This window comes from Methylovorus sp. SPW-M1 (assembly GCF_053848825.1).
This window is the reverse complement of record NZ_CM132626.1, coordinates 1,214,795-1,238,001: the sequence shown is the minus strand read 5'-3', so window position 1 is coordinate 1,238,001 and position 23,207 is coordinate 1,214,795. Positions and strand designations below refer to the sequence as shown.

Sequence of the window (23,207 nt, the reverse complement as noted above, 5' to 3'; positions counted from 1 at the left end):
GTAATGTTGAGCCAATCGCCTAACAGCGCCTTCGAGAGGAAGGGTCAACGGCATATTCACGAGGACTATCATGACGTTATCTACAAAACTATCCGCACTTACCCTGTTGCTCGGGGCTGCGTTCAGCGGCTCCGCCTTCGCTACTACCAATGTCTGGGATTCTGCCGCACCCTGGGGCAGCGCAACCCTGACCGATTTTGCAGCATGGGACAACTTTGGCGGTACAACCGACAACTCCGCTGACTATGGTTCTGGCGGCACGGTCAAAGAAACCAGCGGCACTTCCTTCGTCACCAGTGGCGGTAATATCTACAGCTTTGCAAGCGCTACCAGCTTCGTTTCCACCTTGGTCAGCAGCGCAACATCCGGCTTTTTTGATGTGTATCTGCGTATAGGCACCCTGGGTACACTGGCCAATACCACAGCGACACTGAATGGCGTTGCCGCCACCTCCACCCTGGCATTTCATGAAGACCAAGGCACCGTCATGGGCGGCGCTACGGCAGAACAAGAGCAATACTGGCTATGGAGCAACGTAGCAGCTTCTTCGCTGTATACCTTTGCCTTCAACTCAACCACTTCCAGCATGAGCCTGGATCAACTGGCACTGGCCACCGTTGCTCGTCCATCTGCGCCGATTGCCACCTCGCCCGTTCCTGAGCCTGAAACCTACGGCATGATGGCCGCCGGCTTGGGCTTGATCGGCTTCATGGGTCGACGTCGCAGTAAAAACCGCTACAACCTGGCATAAGCCTGCGCCCCGGCCAAACTCCTGGTCGGGGCTTTTCAGTCCTGATTCGAGCTCCTCTCATGCTAATTCCGCCCGCCGGAATCCGTCTGCCTGACGCGCGACGGCTAATGATTATTTTCCTTGTCGCACTTAACGCGCTATCTGCCCCTGCTCACGCTGAACTTTTGAATACCGAAAACACGACAGCAGATACTATGGTTAATAGCAAGACAAAGGCCGCCCCTGTACCTGAGCAAACCTTGCCCGAAGTCAGCGTAAGTGCCCGTAAGCTTGAAGATGAGCGCATCGACACAACACGCGCCATTACCACCATCACCACCGAAGATCTCGAACGCCTGCAACCAGCCACCCTGTTCGATGCCATACGCGATGTACCCAGTGTGGCGATCAATGGCGGGCCACGCCCTAGCGGGATGTCATTCAACATCCGCGGCTATGCCGACAATGAGGATGTGGCCGTAAAGGTGGATGGCATTCCCAAGGGATTTGAGAAATACCGCATGGGCGGTACTTTTCTGGAACCTGAACTGCTAAAAAGCGTAGAAGTACAGCGCGGGCCGCAAATTACCAGTGGCTCAGGTTCACTGGGCGGGACCATCATTGCCACCACCAAAGATGCCGCCGACCTGCTGCAACCCGGCCAACGCTATGGTGCACGCGCCAAATTCGGCTATGCCAACAATAACGACGAATATTCACGCTCCTACATGGTGTATGGACGGCCAGATGACCGGATTGATATTCTCTTCAACTACTCCAATCGCCAGTCCAACGACATCATGCAGCCAGGGGGCGTCAGGCTGGAAAGCTCTGCGATCAGCTCGATCTCCAAACTGCTGAAAGTCAGTGTATTCCCTAGCGAAAGCGTGCAATTGACCACCTCCGTGGTCAGCTTTGAAGACAGCGGCCTGCAGCCCTATGATGCCACTGGCGGTCAGCCAGGCACTTTCGGCAATGTCATCCGCAGCATTGAAGATCTGACCTGGTCAGAAACCCTGCAATATCGACCTGATAACCGCTGGGTAGATTTCAAGGCGATATTGGGCAAAGGTTATACGGACCTGCATGATTTGATCCGGCCCGGCATGTCGAGTATCAACCCGCTCTGCACTCCCATTCTTTGCCGCGGCAACCTGAATGACTACTATCGTTACGAGACAACCAATCTCGATATCAGCAACCGTTCACGCATGATTGAAAACAAGGATTGGAGTCTGGAACTGTTGCTGGGCCTGCAGTACAACAAAAACGAGCGTGAAGTGAGCCGCTATTATGACAATACGGCTTACAGCCAAAGCTTTTACCCCAATGGCTTCAATGCCTCGGCACCACCGGGTACCAAATCCTACGTTGCCTATTATTTGCAACCGAAACTGAGCCTGGGACGCTTGAGCATCATGCCCGGATTCCGCAAAGACTTTTACCAAGTCGAGGCCGCGGGCGGCACCTTGGCTTTGCTTGAACAGTACGATCAGGCATCCACTATCAAATTTCGCCAGGAAAGCTACAGTCTGGGTCTGGCCTATGCCTTGTTACCTCAGGCATCGAACCAGCAACTCACCCTGTACAGCAATTATGGACAAGGGTTTCGTCCGCCATTGGTGGATGAATATTTCACGCAAGGCGTATTCAGCCGTTGCCTGAGGGCATTCACATCCAATGGCCCGGCCTCGCAGATTTGTGGCGATCTTTATCGCCCTCAGACCTCGGAATCCACTGAAGCAGGCATCAGTTACCAGACACCAAGATTATTCGGTAGCAATATCCAGCTCACGTCCAAGCTCAATTTTTTCCATATACGCACCAGCCACCTGCTGACGTCTTTGCGCCAGAACGATGCCGGGGAGATTGTTCAGGATGGCTGGGAACGTCGCAATGGCGTTGAATTCGAAAGCACGATGTCAGCGGGAAAACTGTATGGCCGCGTATCGTATTCCCGAATCAGCGGCGCACTGTTTGATGGTAAAGAATATGTCCCCCTGTATACCGTACCGGGGAATGCGTTAAATATAACGTTAGGGGCAAACCTGCATGCCAGGGTGGACGCCAATATCAGCTATCGTCGGGTTGCGCAGCGCACCGTGGTCACAGCAGGCGGGGGCTCCATTCCTCTGGAGTTTGGCACGCAAGATGGTTACGAAGTGTTTAATGCCGGTATACATTGGGCCCCGACATCCCACATGGGGTTTCGCCTGATCGGCGAGAATCTGGCTAACAAAGAGTACAGGCTGGATGGCGCCTTTGGTGGAACCATCGGCAATGTCGCACCGGGGCGAAATATCCGGATTGTCGCGGAGTTTACCTACTAGACTTTCCCGACACTGGCGATTATCGGCCCAGCCAGATCATGCTAGCCATGCGGCCGCATGCGCCATCACGGCGATAGGAGAAAAAACGGCTGGCATCATGGAATGTGCAATATTCGCCACCATAGACTCGCGTCACACCCAGTGCGGCAAGGCGTTGCCGGGCCAGCAGATAAATATCCGCCAACCATTTGCCATTCTCCGTGGCTGCAAATGCTTCCGCCGCCTGGGCATCGTGGTTTACAAATATCTGATAGACATCATCCCCCACTTCAAAAGCATCACGGCCAATCGCGGGGCCCAGCCATGCCAGCAGATTTTCCGATGGTGTGTGCATGGCTTCGACCGTGCGCTCAATGACACCCTGACTGAGTCCACGCCAGCCCGCATGCGCGGCAGCCACCACCGTACCGGCTTGATCGCACAACAGCACGGGCAGGCAATCAGCGGTCATGACGGTGCATACGGTATCCACATGCCGCGCCACCGCAGCATCAGCCTGTGGCACGCAAGAAGCCAAGGCTGCATCCTGCACGATGGTGCCATGCACCTGCTCCATCCATATCGGCTCGGATGGCAGCATATCACTCAGTCGCTGCCGGTTAGCCGCCACATGCAGGGGATTATCCCCGACATGCGTTCCCAGGTTGAGACTGTCATACGGCGCCTGACTCACGCCGCCCAGACGCGTGGTTTGCACCACATGCACATTGGGCGGTGCTGGCCAATCCGGCACAATCAGGCACGCATCAGTCAATTTCATCATCGTCGTCCAGCAATTCATCCTCGGGATACGCGTCGTCCAGATCATCGTCATCCATATCACCCTCAAATTCGAATGGAAGATCGACTTCGTCCACTGGCACCAGACGCATGGCTTCCAGCAGAGACTTCATATCGGCAGGCAATTCCACCTGCCACTCCATGAATTCGCCACTGGCTGGATGGATCAGCCCCAGCTTAACCGCATGCAAAGCCTGACGGCCAAAGTTGAGGACGGTATCGCGCAAATGCTGCGGCATCATGCGTAGAGGCACGATGCCTCCCAAACCATAGACGGGGTCGCCCACCAATGGCGCCTTCAAATGCTGCATGTGAACGCGAATCTGGTGGGTACGGCCGGTTTCCAGGTTACAGCGCAGATAGGTGTGAACCGCAAAACGCTCCAGCACTTCATAGCGGGTTACCGCAGGCTTGCCATTGCGGTTGATCGCCATTTTGGTTCGCGCATGGGGATGGCGGCCTATCGGCTGGTCGATGCGTCCGTTTTGCCACACCTGCCCCCAGACAATGGCGCGGTATTCGCGCTTGACGGTACGTGCCTGCAACTGCCGTACCAGGCTGGTCTGCGCAGTAAGTGTCTTGGCCACGACCAGCAAGCCGCTGGTATCTTTATCGAGCCGGTGCACAATCCCCGCCCTGGGCAGGTCTTTTACCACCGGTGCATGATGCAGCAAGGCGTTCAGCAACGTGCCACTCCAGTTACCCGCCGCCGGGTGCACCACCAGGCCCGCAGGTTTGTTGATGACCAGAATATGATCATCTTCATACTGCACATCCAGCGGAATATCCTCGGCCTCAAACGCATGTTCGTCAGGCGAGGGCTGCACTTGCACCTGCAGGCGCTCACCGCCCCAGACTTTGGTCTTGGCTGTCACGGCCTGCGCAGGCTCCAGCGTGACCAGGCCGTCCTTGATCCATTGCTGCAAACGCGAACGCGAATGCTCGGGCAACAGCTTTTGCAGTGCCTGATCCAGTCGCAAGCCGCCAAGGTCTTGTGGAATAATGAGAGTGATAGGAGTGGTTTGGGTCATCGGTTATAATCTACAAGACTTTTAATCTGGATATTTTTAAATGAAGCATAGTTTAGCGTTTATTGCGGTACTCTGGCTGTCTGGTTGCGCGATCTTCGGCGCACCAACTGAGTTAGACGAGACCAAAGGCTGGTCGGCGCAACGCATTTACACCGAAGCCGACGAAAAGATGCGCTCACGCGATTACGAAAAAGCCATCAAATATTTTGAAACGCTGGAATCTCGCTACCCGCATGGCCGCTTTGCTACTCAGGCTCAAATGGACAAGATCTACGCCTACTACAAGCGCAACGATCCGATTTCCACCATTGCTGCCGCTGATCGCTTCATCAAGCTGCATCCAGATCACCCCAACATCGACTATGCCTACTACATGAAGGGTCTAGCCACCTTTAACGAGCGTGGCGTGATTGAAAAGCTCACCAAGCAACAGATCAGTGACCGCGACCCCAAGTCATTGCGCGAATCCTTCCTTGCACTCAAGGAACTGGTCACCCGCTACCCCAACAGCCGCTACGTCAAGGATGCCACCCTGCGCATGACCTATCTGGTGGACATGCTGGCCAACAGTGAACTGCATGTGGCGCGCTACTACATGAAACGTCAGGCCTATCTGGCTTCGGTCAATCGCTGCAAGTTCGTACTGGAAACCTACCCTGACTCACCCTCCGTTGAAGAAGCACTGGTCATCATGATCAGCGCATACGATCTGATGGGCATGACTGATCTGAAGCAGGACACCCTGCGCGTGCTGCAAACCAACTATCCGGACAGCAAAATGCTGAAAAAGGGTGTTCCAGAAGAACGTGTATGGTGGAAATTCTGGGAAGGGCTCTACGCTTCTTGATTCAACGTTAAGGCAGCGCCGGCATTACTTCTTGCTGGCGCGCCCTTTACTCGCTGCAGGCGCCTTTTTGGCGCCTGTTGCATTTCTGGGTTTGGCTGGCGCCTTGGGCTTGATCGGGGCTTTAGGTTTCACACCTGCATTGAGCTTGGTACCTGCGGGCTGCGCCAAGGCTTCCTTTTCAGCACGGCTTTTGGCATTAAGCTCAGCGCGCTGAGCCGTTTTGCGACGGCGCATGCTGACGATACCCTCGCCCGCCTTGCGCTTGTCCTCTGGCTCGGCAAACGGATTGGCACCCTGATTGAATTGCACGCGCAATGGCGTACCGGTCAGTTGGAACGCCTTGCGGAACACACCTTCAAGATATCGCTTGTAGCTATCCTTCACGCCATCCACGTGGTTACCGTGAATCACCACAATCGGCGGATTGCTGCCACCCTGGTGGGCATAACGCAGCTTGGGGCGTATGCCTTTGCTGATAGGTGGCTGATGCTGAATGATGGCATCTTCCAGCACGCGGGTCAGTTGCGGTGTGGAAAGCTTGGCCATGGCCGCCTTGTAGGCGCCATCGACCGAAGTAAATAACTCCGGCAGCCCCTTCTTGCGCAAAGCGGAGATGTAGTGGAATTTGGCAAAATCCAGAAACTGCAGCTTGCGGTCGATTTCGCGTTTGATCCAGTCGCGCTCATCCTCTTTCAGGCCGTCCCATTTGTTAATGGCAACCACCAGAGCCCGGCCGGCTTCAAGAATATACGCCGCCACATGGGCATCCTGCTCGGTAATGCCTTCCTGGGCATCCACCACCAGAATTGCCACATTGGCTTCTTCAATCGCCTGTATGGTTTTGATGACCGAGAATTTTTCGATTGCCTCAAATACCTTGCCGCGCTTGCGCACACCAGCGGTATCGATAATCGTGTAATGCTTGCCGTTGCGCTCGAGATCAATATGGATGGAATCGCGCGTAGTACCCGGCTGGTCAAACGCGATCACGCGCTCCTGCCCCAGCAAGGCATTGACCAGCGTGGATTTTCCCACATTCGGCCGACCGACAATCGCCACCTTGGGCGTGCGGCTGCCATCGTTCTCTTCTTCAGGTTCTGGCTCGGGGAAATCCGCCAGCGCCAGCTCCACCAGGTCACGCACCCCTTCGCCATGAGCAGAAGAGATGGACAGTGGATCGCCCAGGCCCAGCTCGTGGAATTCTGCACTGACAATGGCGCGTTGCATGCCTTCGGTCTTGTTAACCGCAAGCAGTACCGGGCGCTGGCTTTTGCGCAGACGGTCTGCGATCACCTTATCTTGGGGTGCCAGACCATTACGGCCATCCACCATGAAGATCACGACATCGGCTTCATCAATCGCCAGCAAGGTTTGCTTGGCCATTTCTTTCAGAATACCGCTATCCACCAGCGGCTCAAAACCGCCGGTATCCACCACCAGAAATGGCTTGTCGCCACCGATGCCACGTCCATAGTGGCGATCGCGGGTCAGGCCGGGCAGGTCGGCCACCAGCGCATCCCGGCTCTTGGTCAGCCGGTTAAAAAGCGTGGATTTGCCGACATTGGGACGGCCGACCAGTACGATGGTGGGTAGCATGGATTATTTCAGTGAGATTGCGTAAAGCCCGCCCTTGCGGGTTTGGACCAGAATACCGTTAGTGCCCAGCGCCAGCATTTGTGGCATGACGGGGCTATCTTCGGTGCGGATACGGCCTTCAAAAGCGCCATCTTCCCGCCCGAGGAAATGCACATAGCCTTGAACATCGCCCACCGCCACCACGCCGCCCATGGGCAACGGTGCGCTGAGCTGACGATTTTTGAGGTCGCCCTGACGCCAGAACGTCTTGCCGCTGGAATATTCCAGCGCGTAGACCGAGCCGGTCGCATGGGAAACATACACGCGCGCATCTTCAGAATTTAGACCGGTATAGCTGGAAATATCGCGACCCCAGCTCACACGGCCAGTCGCACGGTCAACTGCGGCGATCTTGCCCTGGTATGCCACTGCATAGACCAAAGGACCATCCACCACCGGCAGGCTGGTAATGTCTGCGATACGCTCGATTTCTGTTGTACCCTTGGGTTGGGCAACAGAGGCCTCCCAGATGACCTTGCCATCTTCCACGCGCAGGGCAATCAGCTTGCCACCGGCAAAGCCAGCATAAGCCGCGCCACCATCCACGGCAACGCCCGCGCTGCTGCGCAGGCTCAATGCCGGGGTAGCGCGCTCATATACCCACTTGCGAGCACCATCTACCGCGTTAAGACCGAAAATACGGCTATCGCCGCAACGGACGACGACCACCCCATTATTCACTTGCGGGGCGCTCAGTACTTCGCTGCTCACCTTGGATTTCCATAGCATCTTGCCTGCCTGATCATAGGCGACAACATAGCCAGAGGCCGTACCAACCAGTACCAGATCAGCGCCTACGCCAACACCACCGGATAAGCGCTGACCAGCGTTAACCTTCCACACCTGGGTACCCTTGATGGCATCAAACTTGAAGATATCGCCAGCGGCATTGGCGGCAAACACCTGACCGTTGATCGAGGCCGGGGTGAAGTCGTAATCATCGGCAGCGCCAAGACTGGCACGCCACATGACTTTCGGCGTCATGCTGGCTTTGAAATCGACCAGTTCAGCAGGTGGGTCACTCAACTCACGGCCAAACATGCGCTCCGAAATATCGGTCTTCATGTCAGTGATGGTGGAGCAACCGCTGATCGCCAGTGCAATCAGCACGGCTAATGAAATCTGACGCAAGGTTTAGCTCCCCAAGGATTCCAGTTTATGCTCAGTAAAGCGGCGATAGCGGCCTTGCTCGTCCAGTTTGAGCAATGCTTCTTCATAGGCCTGCTTGGCTTCGGCCTTTTTGCCTTGTGCCAGCAGAATGTCACCCTTCAGATCGGCAAACAAACCGTCGAACGCGGCGTCGTGTTTTTGTGCCAGCGTCTTCAACGCAGCTTCATGGTCTTTTTCTTCAAACTGGATACCTGCCAATTGCAGCATGGCAACAGCAGCCACCTGGTCTTCCTTGGCATGCTCGGCTGCCCAAGCCAGTTGACGCTTGGCACTTGCCAGGTCTTTACTGGTGTAGCTCACCTTGGCCGCCGCAATTGCAGCACGTGCGGCATAAGGCGTCGTGGAAAAGTTATCCATGAGTTCACCGGCCGCGGCCTGAATCGCCTGGGTATCCTTGATATCCAGTTGGGTCATGGCCTGATACTTGGCAGAAGCCTTGATCGCCTGCTGATTAAGGTAATAATTCCAGCCCTTATAGCCTGCCAGACCGATCACGACTGCAATCAGCAGTGCCTGAACATATTTACCGTTGGTTTTCCACCAGCTTTTCAGCGCGTCCAACTGTTCTTGTTCTTCCAAATCGTATGCCATTACGCCATCCTAAAATTCAAGGTTAATTATCAACTTGCACCTGATTAGCCTGCCGCGGCCAAACCCGCCAACGGCCGACGCCCTGGAATCGCATTTAGCAGATTCCGGGTATATTCCTGCTGGGGCGAATGATACAGGGAGTCAACATCCCCCTGCTCCACCACCCTCCCCTTGTACATGACCGCTACCTGATCCGCAATATGACGCACCACACGCAAATCATGTGTGATGAAAAGGTAGCTCAGCTGCATTTCCTGCTGCAGTTCGCGCAACAGCAGCAATATCTGCGCTTGAATGGAAACATCCAGCGCCGAAACCGGTTCATCGCAGACCACCACCTTGGGCTCAAGCACCAAAGCACGGGCGATACCTATACGCTGACGCTGTCCACCGGAAAACTCATGCGGGTATTTCTGCAAATCGGCCTCGCTAAGGCCCACCCGCTTCACCATCTGTACGACCTTGCGTTGCCGCTCGGATGCGGTGCCAAGATCATGAATCAGCAAGCCTTCAGCAATAATTTCCCCGACGCGCATGCGCGGATTCAACGAGGCAAACGGATCCTGAAACACCATTTGCAGATCGCGGCGTATCGCGCGCAAGTCCTTGCCGGACAATTTGGCCAGGTCATGGCCTTGAAATTGCACTTCGCCACTATCCAGGGGCAGCAATTGTAACAGACAACGGGCCAGGGTGGACTTGCCACTACCCGACTCGCCAACGACTGCCAGCGTTTCACCGGCATTCAGCTGTATGCTGACATCATCCAGTGCCTTTACCTTTTGCTGACCCAGGCCAAACAATCCGCCACGCTGGGGATATGTCTTGACCAGATGATGGGCAACCAGAATCGGTTCACTCATGGGTGGGCTCCATTTGTTAGCCAGGCATAATCAATCGGCTTCAACGGCTTTTTGCCATCGGCATCGGGCACGCAATCCAGCAAGGCCTTGGTATAAGGATGCTGCGGATTGCCGAGCACCTCTGCCACCGGGCCGGACTCGACGATCTCGCCACGGAACATGACCACCACATCGTCAGCAATATCCGCCACCACGCCAAAATCATGGGTAATGAACAGCATGCCCATGTTCATGCGGGTCTTGAGTTCGTCCAGCAATTTGAGAATCTGTGCCTGCACGGTCACATCCAGCGCGGTCGTCGGTTCATCGGCAATCAGCATCGCTGGCTCGCAGGCAATACTCATGGCAATCATCACACGCTGGCGTTGTCCGCCAGAAAGCTCATCGGGATAACTGTCTGCACGCTCTGCCGGTATGCCGACCTGCTCAAGCAGGCTACCAACCTTTGCCCGCAAGGCTTTTCCACGCAGGCCAAGATGTTCGGTCAGGCTCTCGCCTATCTGATAGCCCACCTTCAGCACAGGATTCAGCGAGGTCATCGGCTCCTGAAAAATCATGCCAATTTGCTTGCCGCGTATGCCGCGCATTTCTTCGGAACTCAGGGAGGCGAGATCACGCCCCTGAAAAATGACACGACCATGGATGCGCTGTAGTTGCTCGGAGAGGAGGCCCATCACCGACAGCGCTGTGAGGCTTTTGCCGCTGCCCGACTCGCCTACCACGCAAGTGGTTTTGCCTGACTCCAGCACAAAAGATACCTGATTAACCAGCTTGCGCTGGGGCGATTTAACCGGGACAACCGTCAGTTCTTCCATGCGCAGCAAGGCAGTCATGGGCTCACTCCTTCAAATGTTGTATCGCCTGTAGCAAATCGAGTCGTTGTTGCTCGCCCCCACCCAGCATGGGCTTGAGGGTGATCTGGCCAGCCTGGGCTTCATCATCGCCAAGGATCAATGCGAAACGCGCACCGCTGCGGTCGGCTTTTTTCATTTGCGACTTGAAGCTGCCGCCGCCAGTGTGCAAGGCCACGGAAATACCAGCGTCACGCAATTGTTCAGCTACCTGAGGTGCCAGCCGCTCGGCTTGCTCACCCAGGTTAACCAGATACCCGTCCAAGCCCTGAGTGGCCTCGATACCATATTCCTGCATCAGCAAGAACACACGCTCCAGGCCAATGCCAAAGCCGCACGCCGGCGTAGCATCGCCACCCAGGCGCTCGACCAGGGTGTCGTAGCGGCCGCCACCGGCAATAGTGCCCTGGCTGCCGAGACGGGTTGTCACCCACTCAAACACGGTACGGTTGTAATAATCCAGACCACGCACCAGACGCGTATTCAGCACAAAAGGAATATTCGCTGCCTTTAACAGGGCACATACCGCATCAAAGTGAGCCCGGCTTTCACCACCCAGGGTATCCAGCAAGCGCGGAGCGCCTTCTATCATGGCTTGAATGCGGGGATTCTTGCTATCCAGAATACGCAAGGGATTGGTATGCAGGCGACGCTTGGCATCCTCATCCAGCAGGTCGGCGTGCTGCTCAAAATAAGCGATGAGTACCTGACGGTATTCCGCCCGCTCGGCAGCATCGCCTATGGTGTTCAGTTGCAGCTCAACGTCAGTCAAGCCAAGTGCTCGCCACAAGCGGGCCAGCAGCATGATCTGCTCGGCATCAACTTCGGGCTGGGCATAACCGAATGCTTCCACGCCTATCTGATGAAACTGGCGCTGGCGGCCTTTTTGTACATTTTCATGACGGAACATCGGGCCCATATACCACAAGCGCTGCGGACCATTGTAGGTCAGGCTGTGCTCTACCACGGCCCGCACGCAGCCTGCCGTACCTTCTGGCCGCAGGGTCAGCTTGTCACCATTCAGCGCATCAACCCAGGAATACATCTCTTTTTCCACGATATCGGTATGCTCGCCCACGCTGCGAATGAACAGATCGGTAGGCTCGACAATCGGCATGCGTATATTGCGATAGCCATATTGCCCAAGCACTTGCCGGGCGGTGTCTTCCAGCTTTTGCCAGAGCGCAGTTTGCTCAGGCAGGATGTCGTAAAAACCTTTGATGCTTTGAAATTTATCAGCCATGTTATTAATTGCTTTTTATATTGCCTTGAGCGGAATGGTCTTTTGCTGCAATGGCAGCGACTGACGCAGCTTGCCGCCTTCGGCGTAATTCTTTTGGACGTAGTCTTCCACTATCGTCTGAAACTCTTCCGCTATCGCATCGCCCTTGAGGGTGACGGTTTTCTGGCCATCCACAAAGACAGGCGCCACAGGCACTTCCCCCGTCCCCGGCAGGCTGATACCAATATTCGCCAGCTTGGATTCTCCAGGGCCGTTAACGACACACCCCATCACTGCCACGCTCATGGTTTCCACACCCGGGTACTGACTGCGCCATATCGGCATTTGTTCACGCAGATAGCGCTGGATTTTTTGGGCGAGTTCCTGGAAGAACGTAGAGGTAGTGCGACCACAGCCAGGGCAAGCTGTTACCAGCGGCGTAAAAGAACGGATTCCCATCACCTGCAAAATTTCTTGCGCCACGACCACTTCCTTGGTGCGGGCCTCTCCCGGCTCAGGCGTGAGGGATACACGGATAGTGTCGCCTATGCCCTCCTGCAGCAATAATGCCAGCGCCGCTGTAGAGGCCACGATGCCTTTGGATCCCATGCCGGCTTCGGTCAATCCAAGGTGCAAGGGATAAGTGCAACGGGAAGCAAGATCACGGTATACGGTGACCAGATCCTGTACATCACTGACCTTGCAGGAAATGGTAATGAAATTGGATGGCAGACCCAGCGCCTCGGCCTGGGCAGCGCTTTCCAGGGCTGATTGAATAAGGGCTTCGCGCATAAGGGCATCGGCCGACAAGGGCTCCGCACGCTGTGCGTTTTCGTCCATCATTCGTGCCATTTTTTCCTGATCCAGACTGCCCCAGTTCACCCCGATGCGCACGGGCTTCTGGTAATGGATGGCCGCTTCTATCATGGCGGCAAACTGCTCATCGCGCTTGCTGCCTTTGCCCACATTGCCTGGATTGATACGGTATTTGGCCAACGCTTCAGCACAATCAGGATATTGCGCCAGCAGTTTGTGTCCGTTGTAGTGAAAGTCGCCTACGAGCGGGACATTGCAGCCCATGGCATCCAGTTCGCGGCGAATGGTGCTTACTTGTGCGGCAGCTTCAGGGGAATTGACGGTAATACGTACCAGCTCGGAACCTGCCTGCCACAGCTCAAATACTTGCTGGACAGTCGCAGCCGCATCAGCGGTATCGGTATTGGTCATGGATTGCACGACTACCGGGGCGCCGCCGCCCAAGGGAACATGTCCCACCATCACCAGATTGCAGGGGCGGCGTTTCAAGGCTTGTTGCTGACTCACGATTACTCCAGTGTGATGCGGACGACGTTAAGCCGGTTGTATGGCGCGGTATCCACCGGTTTATCGTCATAAATCAATTGGCTACCGGCAGCGTTACCGATGGTCACCTTCAAGGGAGGTTCACCCTCCACGGCGTCTTCGCTCCCGGCACGCTTGGTTTTATTGAAAATTTCTTTGCCATGGCGATCCACAATGCTGACCCAGCTATCTTCGGTAAACACCAGGCGGACCTTGTGCAAGGCTACGGAAGAAGCCGTGCTGTCAGCATTCGTGCTCGCGGGAGCGGCTGTTGCAGCGGGCGTAGCTGGCAATGGTTGCGCAGCAGGCGCTGTAGCAGATGGTGTAGAAGGAACGGCAGCCGCAGGAGCGGCCTGTGGCTCTACCGCGGGGACAGCACTTGCCTGATCACTTGTTTGCTCGGGAGGAAGCGCAAAGGCCTCGCCTTGCGCAGGCGCCTGTGTAGCGGCGGACTCACGTTCGGCCGCTGGCAGCGCTGCTTGTGGCAGGCTTTCCCCCTGAGCAGGGCTCACTTCGCTACTGCTGCTACCCAGATGCAGATCAGGAATACTCGGTATCAAATTCTCGTCATACAACAGCCAGACACCTGCCCCCAGCAGCACCAGCACGCTGGCATAGATGTACTTTTTCCAGTCCGTGGTGCGCGACTGGGTAATGGGGATGTTGGCCGATGGGATACTGATATTCTTTTGCTCTTCCGAAGGCATTTGCGCACGGTAAGCTGCCAGCAGAGGCTCGGCATCAATCTCTAGAAACTTGGCGTAATTGCGTATGAAGCCACGTGCAATGGTAGGCTCGGGCAGCAAGGAAAAGTCATCGGTCTCCAGCGCATGTATCTGGCGCTCACTGATGCGCAGGCGCGCATGAATGTCGATGACAGACAAGCCCTTTTGCTCACGCGCTGCACGCAAGATGGCGCCGATGGAGGATGCATGAGAAGACGCAGTACTTGCGGCTTCCTGCGTATCAGGTGTTACTGGTGTGGTTTCCGTCATTGCGCTTGTTGCCCTGAAAGAAGTGCCTTGGTTTGTTCGGAATTCGGGTATTTTTTACGCAGCAACAAGGCATAGCTTGCTTCTGCATCGCGATCACCCAGGATGCGTTCGATGCGAATACCCAGCCATAAAGTATCTGGCCCAGGATTGTTGACCAGGGCATTTTTCAGGGTATTGCGCGCAATACCCACCTGGCCACGATTAAACTGGATAGTCGCCAACTGATAGGCGGCGGTTTGTAACAGAGGCTGCGCCTGCAAGGCTTTCTCAAGATAGCCCTCTGCAGACTTTTCGTCCTTTTTCTTCAGCGCGCAAATCCCGGCATTCATATAGGCCACCCCTGGCGTGGCATACAGCGGGTTTTTAACCGCCTCGGTAAATTGCACGATGGACTCATCAATGCGGTTACGCGAGCACAGGAAGGAGCCGTAATTGTTGCGCGACTCCGAATTATTAGGCTCAATCTGCAAGGCGCGCTTGAAGTTGCTGTCGGCCTTGGCATCTTCCCGCAATGCGCCATAGACCAGCCCCAGACCGTTATAGGCCATGGCATAGCTGCCATCAATACGAATAGCCTCGGTAAACTCTTCAAGCGCAATCGCCATCTGGTTCTGCGCAAAATACCCCGCACCCAGTTCCGTATGGACACGGGCACGCTCGCGTGCACTCGTTTCGCCAGCACTGTAAGGCTGGGCTTGCTGCTCAGCGCATCCAGCCAGGCCGATCAAGACCACCATCAGCCAACGTTTCAAACTGTTTTCTCCACCGATATAACCTGCATGACCTTGTTGCGTTCAGTACGCCGCGTTTTGTCCTGCACCTTGCCAGCCAACTGACCACAGGCGGCATCGATATCATCGCCCCGCGTCTTGCGCGTTGTGACGACGTAATCTGCCTGCATCAGGACATCGCGGAAACGACGAATCGCCTCGGGCTTGGAAGTATCGTAGCCACTATTGGGGAATGGGTTGAATGGGATCAGGTTGAATTTGCATGGCACATCGCGCACGATATCCAGCAACTGACGGGCGTGCTCCACGCTGTCGTTCACCCCATCCAGCATCACATATTCAAATGTCACAAAGTCGCGCGGGGCTTTTTCAAGATAGCGCTGGCAAGCGGCCATCAGCTCCTTGATCGGGTATTTCTTGTTGATAGGCACAATCTCATCACGCAGGGCATCGTTTGGTGCATGCAGTGACACGGCGAGTGCCACCGGGCATGCCTCACGCAGACGATCCATGGCAGGCACCATGCCCGAGGTGGAAACGGTGACGCGTCGACGACTCAGGCCATAAGCCGAGTCATCCAGCATGATATTGAGGGCCGTGACCACATTATCAAAATTGGCCAGCGGCTCGCCCATGCCCATCATCACCACATTACTGATAATGCGATCGCCCTTGGGGTCACGCCCCAGCGCCTTGTTGGCGACCCACAGCTGGCCGATGATTTCAGACACGCTCAAATTCCGATTGAAACCCTGGCGCCCCGTAGAGCAAAACGTACATTCCAGCGCACAACCGACTTGTGAAGAGACACATAGCGTACCGCGCTCGGCTTCGGGGATGAATACCGTTTCCACCCCGTTCCCGGTCCCGGCATCAATCAGCCATTTACGGGTGCCATCTTCAGAAATCTGCTCAAGCTTGATTCCAGGCGGGGTGATTTCCGCCTGGTCTTTCAGCTTGTCGCGCAGCGATTTGGCAATATCCGTCATCTGATCAAAATCATGCACCCCGAAGTGATGCATCCAGCGCATCAACTGTTTGGCGCGAAAAGGCTTTTCGCCCAGGCCGTGAAAATACTCGGCGAGTTGAGGCTGGCTGTAATTGAGCAGATTAACGGTCATTGCAACTTAGCGGCTGTGAACTTGCGAAGCCGGGAAGAAGTAAGCGATTTCAATCGCTGCATTCTCAACGGAATCACTGCCGTGCACGGCATTGGCATCGATGCTTTCAGCGAAGTCAGCGCGGATGGTGCCAGGTGCGGCCTTCTTCGGATCAGTTGCGCCCATCAGGTCGCGGTGTGCCAGAACAGCGTTTTCGCCTTCCAGCACTTGAATAACCACAGGACCGGAGATCATGAACTTGACCAGGTCAGCAAAGAAAGGACGCTCTTTGTGCACAGCGTAGAAGCCTTCAGCTTCAGCTTGTGACAGTTGTGCCAGGCGCGAAGCAACAATCTTCAGGCCAGCATCTTCAAAGCGGGTGTAGATCTTGCCGATGACATTCTTGGCAACAGCATCGGGTTTGATAATGGAAAGGGTACGTTCAACAGCCATGATAGCTCCAAAAAATTAACACTACGAAAAACCGACTAAAATAGCATTTTAGCAGTTTAAAATAAACCCACGCGGCAAAATCCAGCCTTGCCGGGCAGGAGACTCTTGTTTACAGGATAAGCAAGCTTAAACTGCGTTACGCTGGCGTCTCGCCTCGTAAAGGCAAATGCCACTTGCCACCGATACATTCAAGCTTTCTACCGAGCCGAACATGGGAATGCTCACCAGCGTATCGCAGGTTTCAGCGGTGAGACGGCGCAAACCGGCACCTTCAGCCCCCAGCACCAGCGCCAATGGACCGTCCAGCTTGGTGGTGAACAGATTGCCCGGTGCATCGGCCGCAGCGCCAACAACAAATACGCCTGCCTCCTGCAACTCGCGCAGGGTACGCGCCAAATTGGTCACTGCGATGAAAGGAATCGTCTCGGCGGCACCGCACGCAACCTTACGCACGGTCGCATTCAAACCTGCCGCCCTATCCTTGGGGGCAATCACCGCATGCACACCCATGGCATCCGCCACGCGCAGGCAGGCACCCAGGTTATGAGGGTCTTCCACGCCATCCAGCACCAGGAAAAACGGGGGTTCGGTCAGATCCGACTCCAGAATATCGTGAATATCCTTGTACGGAATCGGCGTATCCACCACGCGCGCAATCACGCCCTGATGCCGACCGTTAGCGCCCGCCATCCCATCCAGACGGGAGCGCTCTACCTGCATCAGACGCACAGAAGCACCTTCCGCCAGGTTGATCAGGTCCTTCATGCGGGCGTCCACACGATCTTTGTCGATCAGGATTTCCTGCACGCTGGCCCCATGCTGACGCAGGCGGCTCAATACGGCGTGAAATCCAAACAATATACGGCTATCACTCATTACAACTTATGACCTTTTACTGGTTTTACGGGAGGACACCTTGGCGCCTGATTTTGCGCCAGGCTTGGATGCGCTGCTCTTTCTGGGCTTGGCAGCAGGTTTGGCTGCTGACTTGCTGCGCGACGGCTTGGCTGCCGTGCGAGGCCGGGCACCAGCGCTGGCTGCAGGCTTTCTATCGGCAGAGCGGCGCGGCTTGGCGAGCCGAATTGTATCACCATCTGCCCCACCCTCCTGCGCAAAGGCTTCATCCGCCACGGTATTTTTTGCCTTGTCCGATGAGGCCAGCACAAAGTCGATGCGACTGACTTCCAGGTCCACCCGGCTTATCTTGACGCGCAGGCGATCACCAAGGCGGTATTTCACGCCCGTACGCTCCCCTGCCATTTCGTGGCGGGTCTTGTCGTAGATGAAGTAATCGTTGCCGAGCTCGGTCACATGCAACAGGCCTTCGACAAAAATACCGTCCAGCGCGACGAACAACCCAAAACTGGTGACGCCAGCCACGGTACCGGCAAACTCCTCGCCGATTTTATCCTGCATGTAATAGCACTTGAGCCAGGCCTGCACATCACGGGTGGCATCATCCGCGCGCCGCTCGGTCATGGAACAATGCTGGCCCAGGGCCTGCCAGTCTCCCGCCTTGTAGCGCTCGCCATTCAGCACGGCCTTGATGGCGCGATGCACCAGCAAGTCAGGGTAACGGCGAATGGGCGAGGTAAAGTGGGTGTAAGCCTCATATGCCAAGCCAAAGTGGCCGACATTATCCGGGCTGTAAACCGCCTGTTGCATGGAACGCAGGAGAACGGTTTGCAAGAGCTGCTCATCCGGGCGCCCCTTGATGCGGGAGATGACCTTGCCGTAATCCTTGGCATGCGGGGTATCTCCACCGCCTACACCAAAGCCGAATTCGCCCAGGAACGTACGCAGGGCTTCCAGTTTTTCCGGGGTAGGCCCTTCGTGAATACGATAGAGGCCAGGCTGCTCGTGCTGTATCAAAAAGTCAGCGGAGCAGACATTGGCCGCCAGCATGCACTCTTCAATCAACCGATGCGCCTCATTGCGCGTCACAGCTTCAATGCGGTCTATCTTGCCGTTATCGTTGAAAATCATGAGGGTTTCGGTGCTTTCAAACTCAATCGCACCGCGCTTTTCTCTGGCTTTGAGCAATATCTTGTAAAGACTGTACAGATGGTCAATGTGCGGAACCAGCCATGCATACTCTTTTGCCAGCTCGCCATCCGGGTGGCTGATGATGTCAAACACCTTGGTGTAGGTCATGCGAGCCTTGGAGCGCATCACGGATGGGTAGAACTCATAGCGCTTGATCTTGCCCAGGGCATCAATCTGCATATCGCAGACCATGCACAAGCGCTCCACATCCGGGTTAAGCGAACACAGGCCATTGGAAAGTGCTTCCGGCAACATAGGGATCACGCGGCGCGGGAAGTAGACCGAATTGCCCCTGTCGTACGCATCCTTGTCCAGTGCATCGCCAGGCTTCACGTAAAAACTGACATCGGCAATCGCCACTACCAGACGCCAGCCTTTGCCTTGCGGCTCGCAGTAGACGGCATCATCAAAATCCCGCGCGGTTTCGCCATCAATGGTGATCAATGGCATGTCACGTAAATCGATACGGCCCTTGTAATCCGCTGGGCGTACCTGTTTGGGATACTTGGCCGCCTGTTTTTCCGCTTCCGCCGAAAACTCATATGGCAATTGATGCTTGCGCAAGGCGATTTCGATCTCCATGCCGGAGTCCGCATAGTTGCCCAATACTTCTACCACCTTGCCGATAGGCTTGGCATAAGCGGACGGCTGCTCAATCAGCTCCACCATCACCACTTGGCCTGCACCGGCATTCATGTCCTGTCCGGGCGGCACCAGAATATCCTGATTCACCCGCTTGTCTTCGGCGGCGACAAAAGTCACACCCTGCTCGCGAATCAAACGCCCCACCAGCTTTTTGGTCGAACGCTCCAGCACTTCCACAATCTTGCCCTCGGGGCGTCCGCGGCGGTCAAATCCGGCGGGACGCACCATGACACGGTCACCGTGCATGACTTGCGACATTTCACGCGGACTCAAAAACAGATCATCCCCGCCATGGTCAGGCACCAGAAAGCCAAACCCATCAGCATGCCCGACCACACGGCCAGCAATCAGATTCAGCTTCTCGGCAATACACAGCGCACCCTTGCGATTGCGCATGATTTGACCATCGCGCTCCATCGCATTCAGGCGGCGATTAAAAATCTCCCGCTCTTCTTCCGAAATGCCGACCAGTCCATATAACTGCTCAACACTCACGGGCACCCCCTGCTCGGTCATCACATCGAGGATGAATTCCCGACTGGGCAAGGGGTTGGCATAATTCTCGGCTTCGCGCTTGGCATAAGGATCGGCTTTACGCACTTGGCTTATACTGGCGTTACGCGATTTCTTTTTCATTCTTTAAATATTCCATTTGACAAACTTTTTTGTTGATATAAAATCTCGGCTCTTTCGATGCACAAGCATCTAAGAAAGCCCAGATGGCGGAATTGGTAGACGCGCATGGTTCAGGTCCATGTGCCTTCGGGTGTGGAGGTTCGAGTCCTCTTCTGGGCACCAGATACAAACAAAACGCACTGTACATTTTAGATGTCGGTGCGTTTTTGTTTTTGGCCTCAACGATGGGCATAAGTGCTTTATCAATGCTCTAGTTTCAATCTCGAATTGATTATACAGAAGACCGCCCGGCTTGATATTGCCGAATCATGACATCCTGGGGATTTGCTGAGTCTGCTGCATGTTGAAAACCACGGCGTAACATCAACCCGCCTGCAGAAGATAAACCCGCCAGAGAGTTCCAGCGGTCGACAAACACATCAAGCTTGAGAACGTTTTAGTTAACGTTCAGTGCATAAATGGCAGGCAGGTTACGCCACCAGCCATATACATCCATCCCACAGCCGAAAACATAGCGATTGGGTACGGATAAGCCAACATAATCGGCCTGAATGGGTTTGACGCGCTCGAGATCTTTTTCGACCAGCACAGCAATCACCACTTCGGCAGCGCCGTGGGCCAGGCATTTCTCACGTATGGCCGCCAGGGTTTGCCCCTCATCAAGAATATCATCCAGCAGCAATACGGTTTTGCCACGTACATTATCGCGTGGCTCAACAGTCCACACCAGTTGCTCGCCTTCGGTTTTTTCGTGATATCGGCTGGCTTGCACATAATCGAACTCAAGCGGGAAACCAAGCTGGGGCAGGAGCTGACCGGAAAATACAACGGCCCCACCCATCACGCACATGACCAGCGGCTCGGTACCGGCGATGCGTGCCGATATCTTCTTGGCAAGCACCGCAATCGCATTCCTGACATCTTCTTCAGTGTAGATAATCTCTGACTGTTGAAGAATTTGCTCTGGATTAACGGATCGATTTGCCACACATGCCCCTTTGTTGATTACTTTTCGACAAAATACCACATATCCGCATAAATGCTTAGCCATGCCCCCTTAATGAAGGGTAGACGACTGCGGTGCGAGGGTGCGTTTGGTTTCAGTGGCAACCTTAGTGGTGTCTTGATGCTGATATTCCTGCACCCACAGCTTCAGCTCCTGCTTGATCGTCGCCTCATCCGCATTCAAGGTAGTGGCTATCCATTTGAGCAAGGCGTGTACCCAAGTCAAGTCAGCCGAGCGGGCAATGGCAATGCGCAGTTTTTCGTGAGGCGTCGGCAAGGTATGTTCATCATCGGCGAGCAGCTCTTCATATAACTTCTCCCCAGGACGCAGGCCGGTGAAGACGATTTCGATTTCATCGTCCTGCAGGCCAGACAGTTTGATCATATCGCGCGCCAGATCAGCAATCTTCACCGACTCACCCATATCCAGCACAAAAATCTCGCTGCCCTTACCCATCAAGCCCGCCTGCATGACGAGCTGGGTAGCCTCGGGAATAGACATGAAATAACGGGTGATATCCGGATGAGTCACGGTGACAGGGCCACCCTTGGCAATCTGTTCCCGGAATTTGGGAATAACACTGCCGCTGCTGCCCAATACATTACCAAAGCGGACAATAACAAAACGGGTGCCATGATTTTCCTGCAAACCCTGGCACACCATTTCCGCCAGCCGTTTGCTGGCGCCCATCACGTTAGTCGGATTCACGGCTTTATCGGTCGAAATCAGCACAAACTTGGCAACACCGGCCTCTTTCGCAAGGCTGGCAAGGGTGTAAGTCCCGAGCACATTGTTATGCAGGGCTTCCGACACATTGCCGGTTTCCATCATGGGCACATGCTTGTAGGCGGCTGCGTGAAAGATGACAGCAGGCTTGGTCTGCTGTAACAGATGACGAAGACGTTCCGCGTTCTTTACATCGCCCACCACATACTCAATATCGGCAGACCGGTTGCTCATCGCTGAGAACTCCTGCTCAAGCTTATATAAAGCGAACTCCGAGATATCAAGACAGATCAGCTTGGCTGGCTTGAATGCCAGTATCTGACGGCACAGCTCCGAACCTATCGAGCCGCCAGCACCGCTCACCATGACCACCTGAGCCTGCAGGAGAGCATGCATGCCTTCGGTGTCGAGTTGCACAGGCTCCCGCCCCAGCAGATCTTCCACTTCAACCCGTCGTATTTGCGAAATGCTGACCTTGCCATTCATCAAGTCTTCCACCGAAGGCACCGTCAGGATGGTCAATGCATGCGCATTGGCTTTTTCCACGGCGGCCCTTCTCTGCTGATGCGAGGCGGAAGGCATGGCCACAATCACATGCTCCACCTGGTAGCGACGTGAAAAATAGCCTATGTCATCAATATTCCCCAGCACCTTCACGCCCAGCAGCTGGCGCCCATGCATGGCCTCATCGTCATCCAGCATGCCGACCACGCGCCACTCCTGGCTGCGCGTCAGATCCTTGAGCAGATTGATGGCCGACGTACCCGCCCCCAGCAGCAGAACGGGCTGCCCCTGAGAATGAAAGGCCCCATACAGGCGATGCTCTTTCCAGTAGCGATACAGAAAGCGGCTCCCTCCCATGCCCAATACCAGCAACATAGGGTCGAGGATCAGCACTGAACGAGGAATCACGCCATGTGGCTTGGTCATGAAAATGACCGCCACCACCGTCGCAGCGGCCGTCGCGACAGCGAATAGAATACGCTTGAGATCAGGCAGGCTGGCAAAGCGCCAGACACCGCGATACAGCCCAAAATTGATAAAAAACACGAACTGCAAAGGCACTATCCACAGCATGGCCTGCAGCATGGATTCCTGGAATGCGGAGGGAATCTGAAAGTTAAAACGCAATGCAAAAGCGAAATACCATGCAGCAACAGCCACCGTCAGATCATGCAAAACCGCAGCCGCCGTACGTGGATTCGCCATGCGCCGATATTGCGACCAATGGTCGCGCAATTTATTTTTAAAACCTGGCATACCGTACCGCACTAAAAAGGTATTGCAATTCTACTTAACCTTAAGCGATTAATAGAGATAATTTTAGGCGTTTTACATTATCAGGCGGTTTGATAGACCGCATCTTGGCAAGGTGAGGATTGTTTGCGCTTGCGACAAAGCAAGCAGACTGGCCATATCCTGCATCACAGCGGACGTTAGGCAAGGCCAGGCTGACAGCTTATAGTCGGTGATCCGTC

Annotated in this window: 20 protein-coding genes and 1 tRNA gene; 4 read left to right on the top strand and 17 right to left on the bottom strand. The window is 55.1% G+C overall.

The annotated features are described in order from the left end of the window. Window positions 1-70 precede the first annotated feature (70 nt). Together ACWWD9_RS05775 and ACWWD9_RS05770 are read left to right on the top strand one after the other, a co-directional pair. A complete protein-coding gene (locus tag ACWWD9_RS05775) occupies window positions 71-751 on the top strand; it encodes a PEP-CTERM sorting domain-containing protein (protein ID WP_455867998.1) in 681 nt (226 codons plus the stop codon). Window positions 752-945: 194 nt separating this feature from the next. Beyond that, window positions 946-3,060: a TonB-dependent receptor domain-containing protein gene (locus ACWWD9_RS05770; RefSeq protein ID WP_455867997.1), complete on the top strand. Its 2,115-nt coding sequence runs from the start codon at window positions 946-948 to the stop codon at window positions 3,058-3,060. A gap of 19 nt (window positions 3,061-3,079) precedes the next feature. Here the strand turns inward: ACWWD9_RS05770 and pgeF are convergent, their stop codons facing one another. Next, window positions 3,080-3,820, bottom strand: a complete 741-nt coding sequence (pgeF, locus tag ACWWD9_RS05765; protein WP_455868141.1) for a peptidoglycan editing factor PgeF — start codon at window positions 3,818-3,820, stop codon at window positions 3,080-3,082. Continuing rightward, window positions 3,807-4,871, bottom strand: coding sequence for a 23S rRNA pseudouridine(1911/1915/1917) synthase RluD (gene rluD, locus ACWWD9_RS05760; protein WP_455867996.1), 1,065 nt, complete (start codon window positions 4,869-4,871; stop codon window positions 3,807-3,809). The genes pgeF and rluD overlap by 14 nt, the downstream gene beginning before the upstream one ends. Window positions 4,872-4,911: 40 nt before the next feature. Between rluD and ACWWD9_RS05755 the strand changes: the two genes are divergently transcribed. Further along, window positions 4,912-5,718 (top strand): outer membrane protein assembly factor BamD, encoded by an 807-nt coding sequence (locus ACWWD9_RS05755; RefSeq protein WP_015830362.1) that lies wholly within the window; start codon window positions 4,912-4,914, stop codon window positions 5,716-5,718. 24 nt (window positions 5,719-5,742) lie between these two features. On the opposite strand, the gene der is transcribed toward ACWWD9_RS05755, so the two are convergent. The 13 genes from der to rnr form a co-directional block, all read right to left on the bottom strand. After that, window positions 5,743-7,314 (bottom strand): ribosome biogenesis GTPase Der, encoded by a 1,572-nt coding sequence (gene der, locus ACWWD9_RS05750; RefSeq protein WP_013442485.1) that lies wholly within the window; start codon window positions 7,312-7,314, stop codon window positions 5,743-5,745. Between the two features lie 3 nt (window positions 7,315-7,317). Then, entirely contained in the window at window positions 7,318-8,484 is a 1,167-nt protein-coding gene (gene bamB, locus ACWWD9_RS05745) for an outer membrane protein assembly factor BamB (protein WP_455867995.1), read from the bottom strand. A gap of 3 nt (window positions 8,485-8,487) precedes the next feature. Then, complete coding sequence (locus tag ACWWD9_RS05740; protein WP_013442487.1) at window positions 8,488-9,114, bottom strand: tetratricopeptide repeat protein; 627 nt, start codon at window positions 9,112-9,114, stop codon at window positions 8,488-8,490. Between the two features lie 44 nt (window positions 9,115-9,158). Then, the gene (locus ACWWD9_RS05735; protein ID WP_455867994.1) at window positions 9,159-9,977 is read right to left on the bottom strand and encodes an ATP-binding cassette domain-containing protein; all 819 of its coding nucleotides are present in this window, start codon (window positions 9,975-9,977) and stop codon (window positions 9,159-9,161) included. Further along, complete coding sequence (locus ACWWD9_RS05730; protein ID WP_013442489.1) at window positions 9,974-10,810, bottom strand: ATP-binding cassette domain-containing protein; 837 nt, start codon at window positions 10,808-10,810, stop codon at window positions 9,974-9,976. Before ACWWD9_RS05730 ends, ACWWD9_RS05735 begins: the two co-directional genes overlap by 4 nt. 4 nt (window positions 10,811-10,814) lie before the next feature. Next, entirely contained in the window at window positions 10,815-12,071 is a 1,257-nt protein-coding gene (hisS, locus tag ACWWD9_RS05725; protein WP_455867993.1) for a histidine--tRNA ligase, read from the bottom strand. Between the two features lie 15 nt (window positions 12,072-12,086). Beyond that, a complete protein-coding gene (gene ispG / locus ACWWD9_RS05720) occupies window positions 12,087-13,373 on the bottom strand; it encodes a flavodoxin-dependent (E)-4-hydroxy-3-methylbut-2-enyl-diphosphate synthase (RefSeq protein WP_013442491.1) in 1,287 nt (428 codons plus the stop codon). Between the two features lie 2 nt (window positions 13,374-13,375). Continuing rightward, window positions 13,376-14,386 carry a helix-turn-helix domain-containing protein gene (locus ACWWD9_RS05715; protein WP_455867992.1) on the bottom strand — a complete coding sequence of 337 codons (1,011 nt, stop codon included), beginning with the start codon at window positions 14,384-14,386 and terminating at the stop codon, window positions 13,376-13,378. Further along, entirely contained in the window at window positions 14,383-15,138 is a 756-nt protein-coding gene (gene pilW / locus ACWWD9_RS05710) for a type IV pilus biogenesis/stability protein PilW (protein ID WP_015830368.1), read from the bottom strand. The genes ACWWD9_RS05715 and pilW overlap by 4 nt, the downstream gene beginning before the upstream one ends. Further along, entirely contained in the window at window positions 15,135-16,238 is a 1,104-nt protein-coding gene (gene rlmN, locus ACWWD9_RS05705; RefSeq protein ID WP_455867991.1) for a 23S rRNA (adenine(2503)-C(2))-methyltransferase RlmN, read from the bottom strand. Before rlmN ends, pilW begins: the two co-directional genes overlap by 4 nt. Window positions 16,239-16,244: 6 nt before the next feature. Beyond that, window positions 16,245-16,670, bottom strand: coding sequence for a nucleoside-diphosphate kinase (gene ndk / locus ACWWD9_RS05700; protein WP_013442495.1), 426 nt, complete (start codon window positions 16,668-16,670; stop codon window positions 16,245-16,247). 126 nt (window positions 16,671-16,796) lie between these two features. Next, on the bottom strand, window positions 16,797-17,546 hold the full coding sequence (rlmB, locus tag ACWWD9_RS05695; RefSeq protein ID WP_013442496.1) for a 23S rRNA (guanosine(2251)-2'-O)-methyltransferase RlmB: 750 nt from the start codon (window positions 17,544-17,546) through the stop codon (window positions 16,797-16,799). A 6-nt stretch (window positions 17,547-17,552) separates the two neighbouring features. Continuing rightward, complete coding sequence (rnr, locus tag ACWWD9_RS05690; protein ID WP_455867990.1) at window positions 17,553-19,997, bottom strand: ribonuclease R; 2,445 nt, start codon at window positions 19,995-19,997, stop codon at window positions 17,553-17,555. Between the two features lie 77 nt (window positions 19,998-20,074). Here rnr and ACWWD9_RS05685 point away from each other — a divergent pair. Continuing rightward, window positions 20,075-20,159 (top strand) — tRNA-Leu (locus tag ACWWD9_RS05685). A gap of 274 nt (window positions 20,160-20,433) precedes the next feature. Here the strand turns inward: ACWWD9_RS05685 and ACWWD9_RS05680 are convergent. Both ACWWD9_RS05680 and ACWWD9_RS05675 read right to left on the bottom strand, forming a co-directional pair. Next, the gene (locus tag ACWWD9_RS05680; protein ID WP_013442498.1) at window positions 20,434-20,985 is read right to left on the bottom strand and encodes a hypoxanthine-guanine phosphoribosyltransferase; all 552 of its coding nucleotides are present in this window, start codon (window positions 20,983-20,985) and stop codon (window positions 20,434-20,436) included. A gap of 69 nt (window positions 20,986-21,054) precedes the next feature. After that, window positions 21,055-22,989 carry a polysaccharide biosynthesis protein gene (locus ACWWD9_RS05675; protein WP_455867989.1) on the bottom strand — a complete coding sequence of 645 codons (1,935 nt, stop codon included), beginning with the start codon at window positions 22,987-22,989 and terminating at the stop codon, window positions 21,055-21,057. Window positions 22,990-23,207 lie beyond the last annotated feature (218 nt).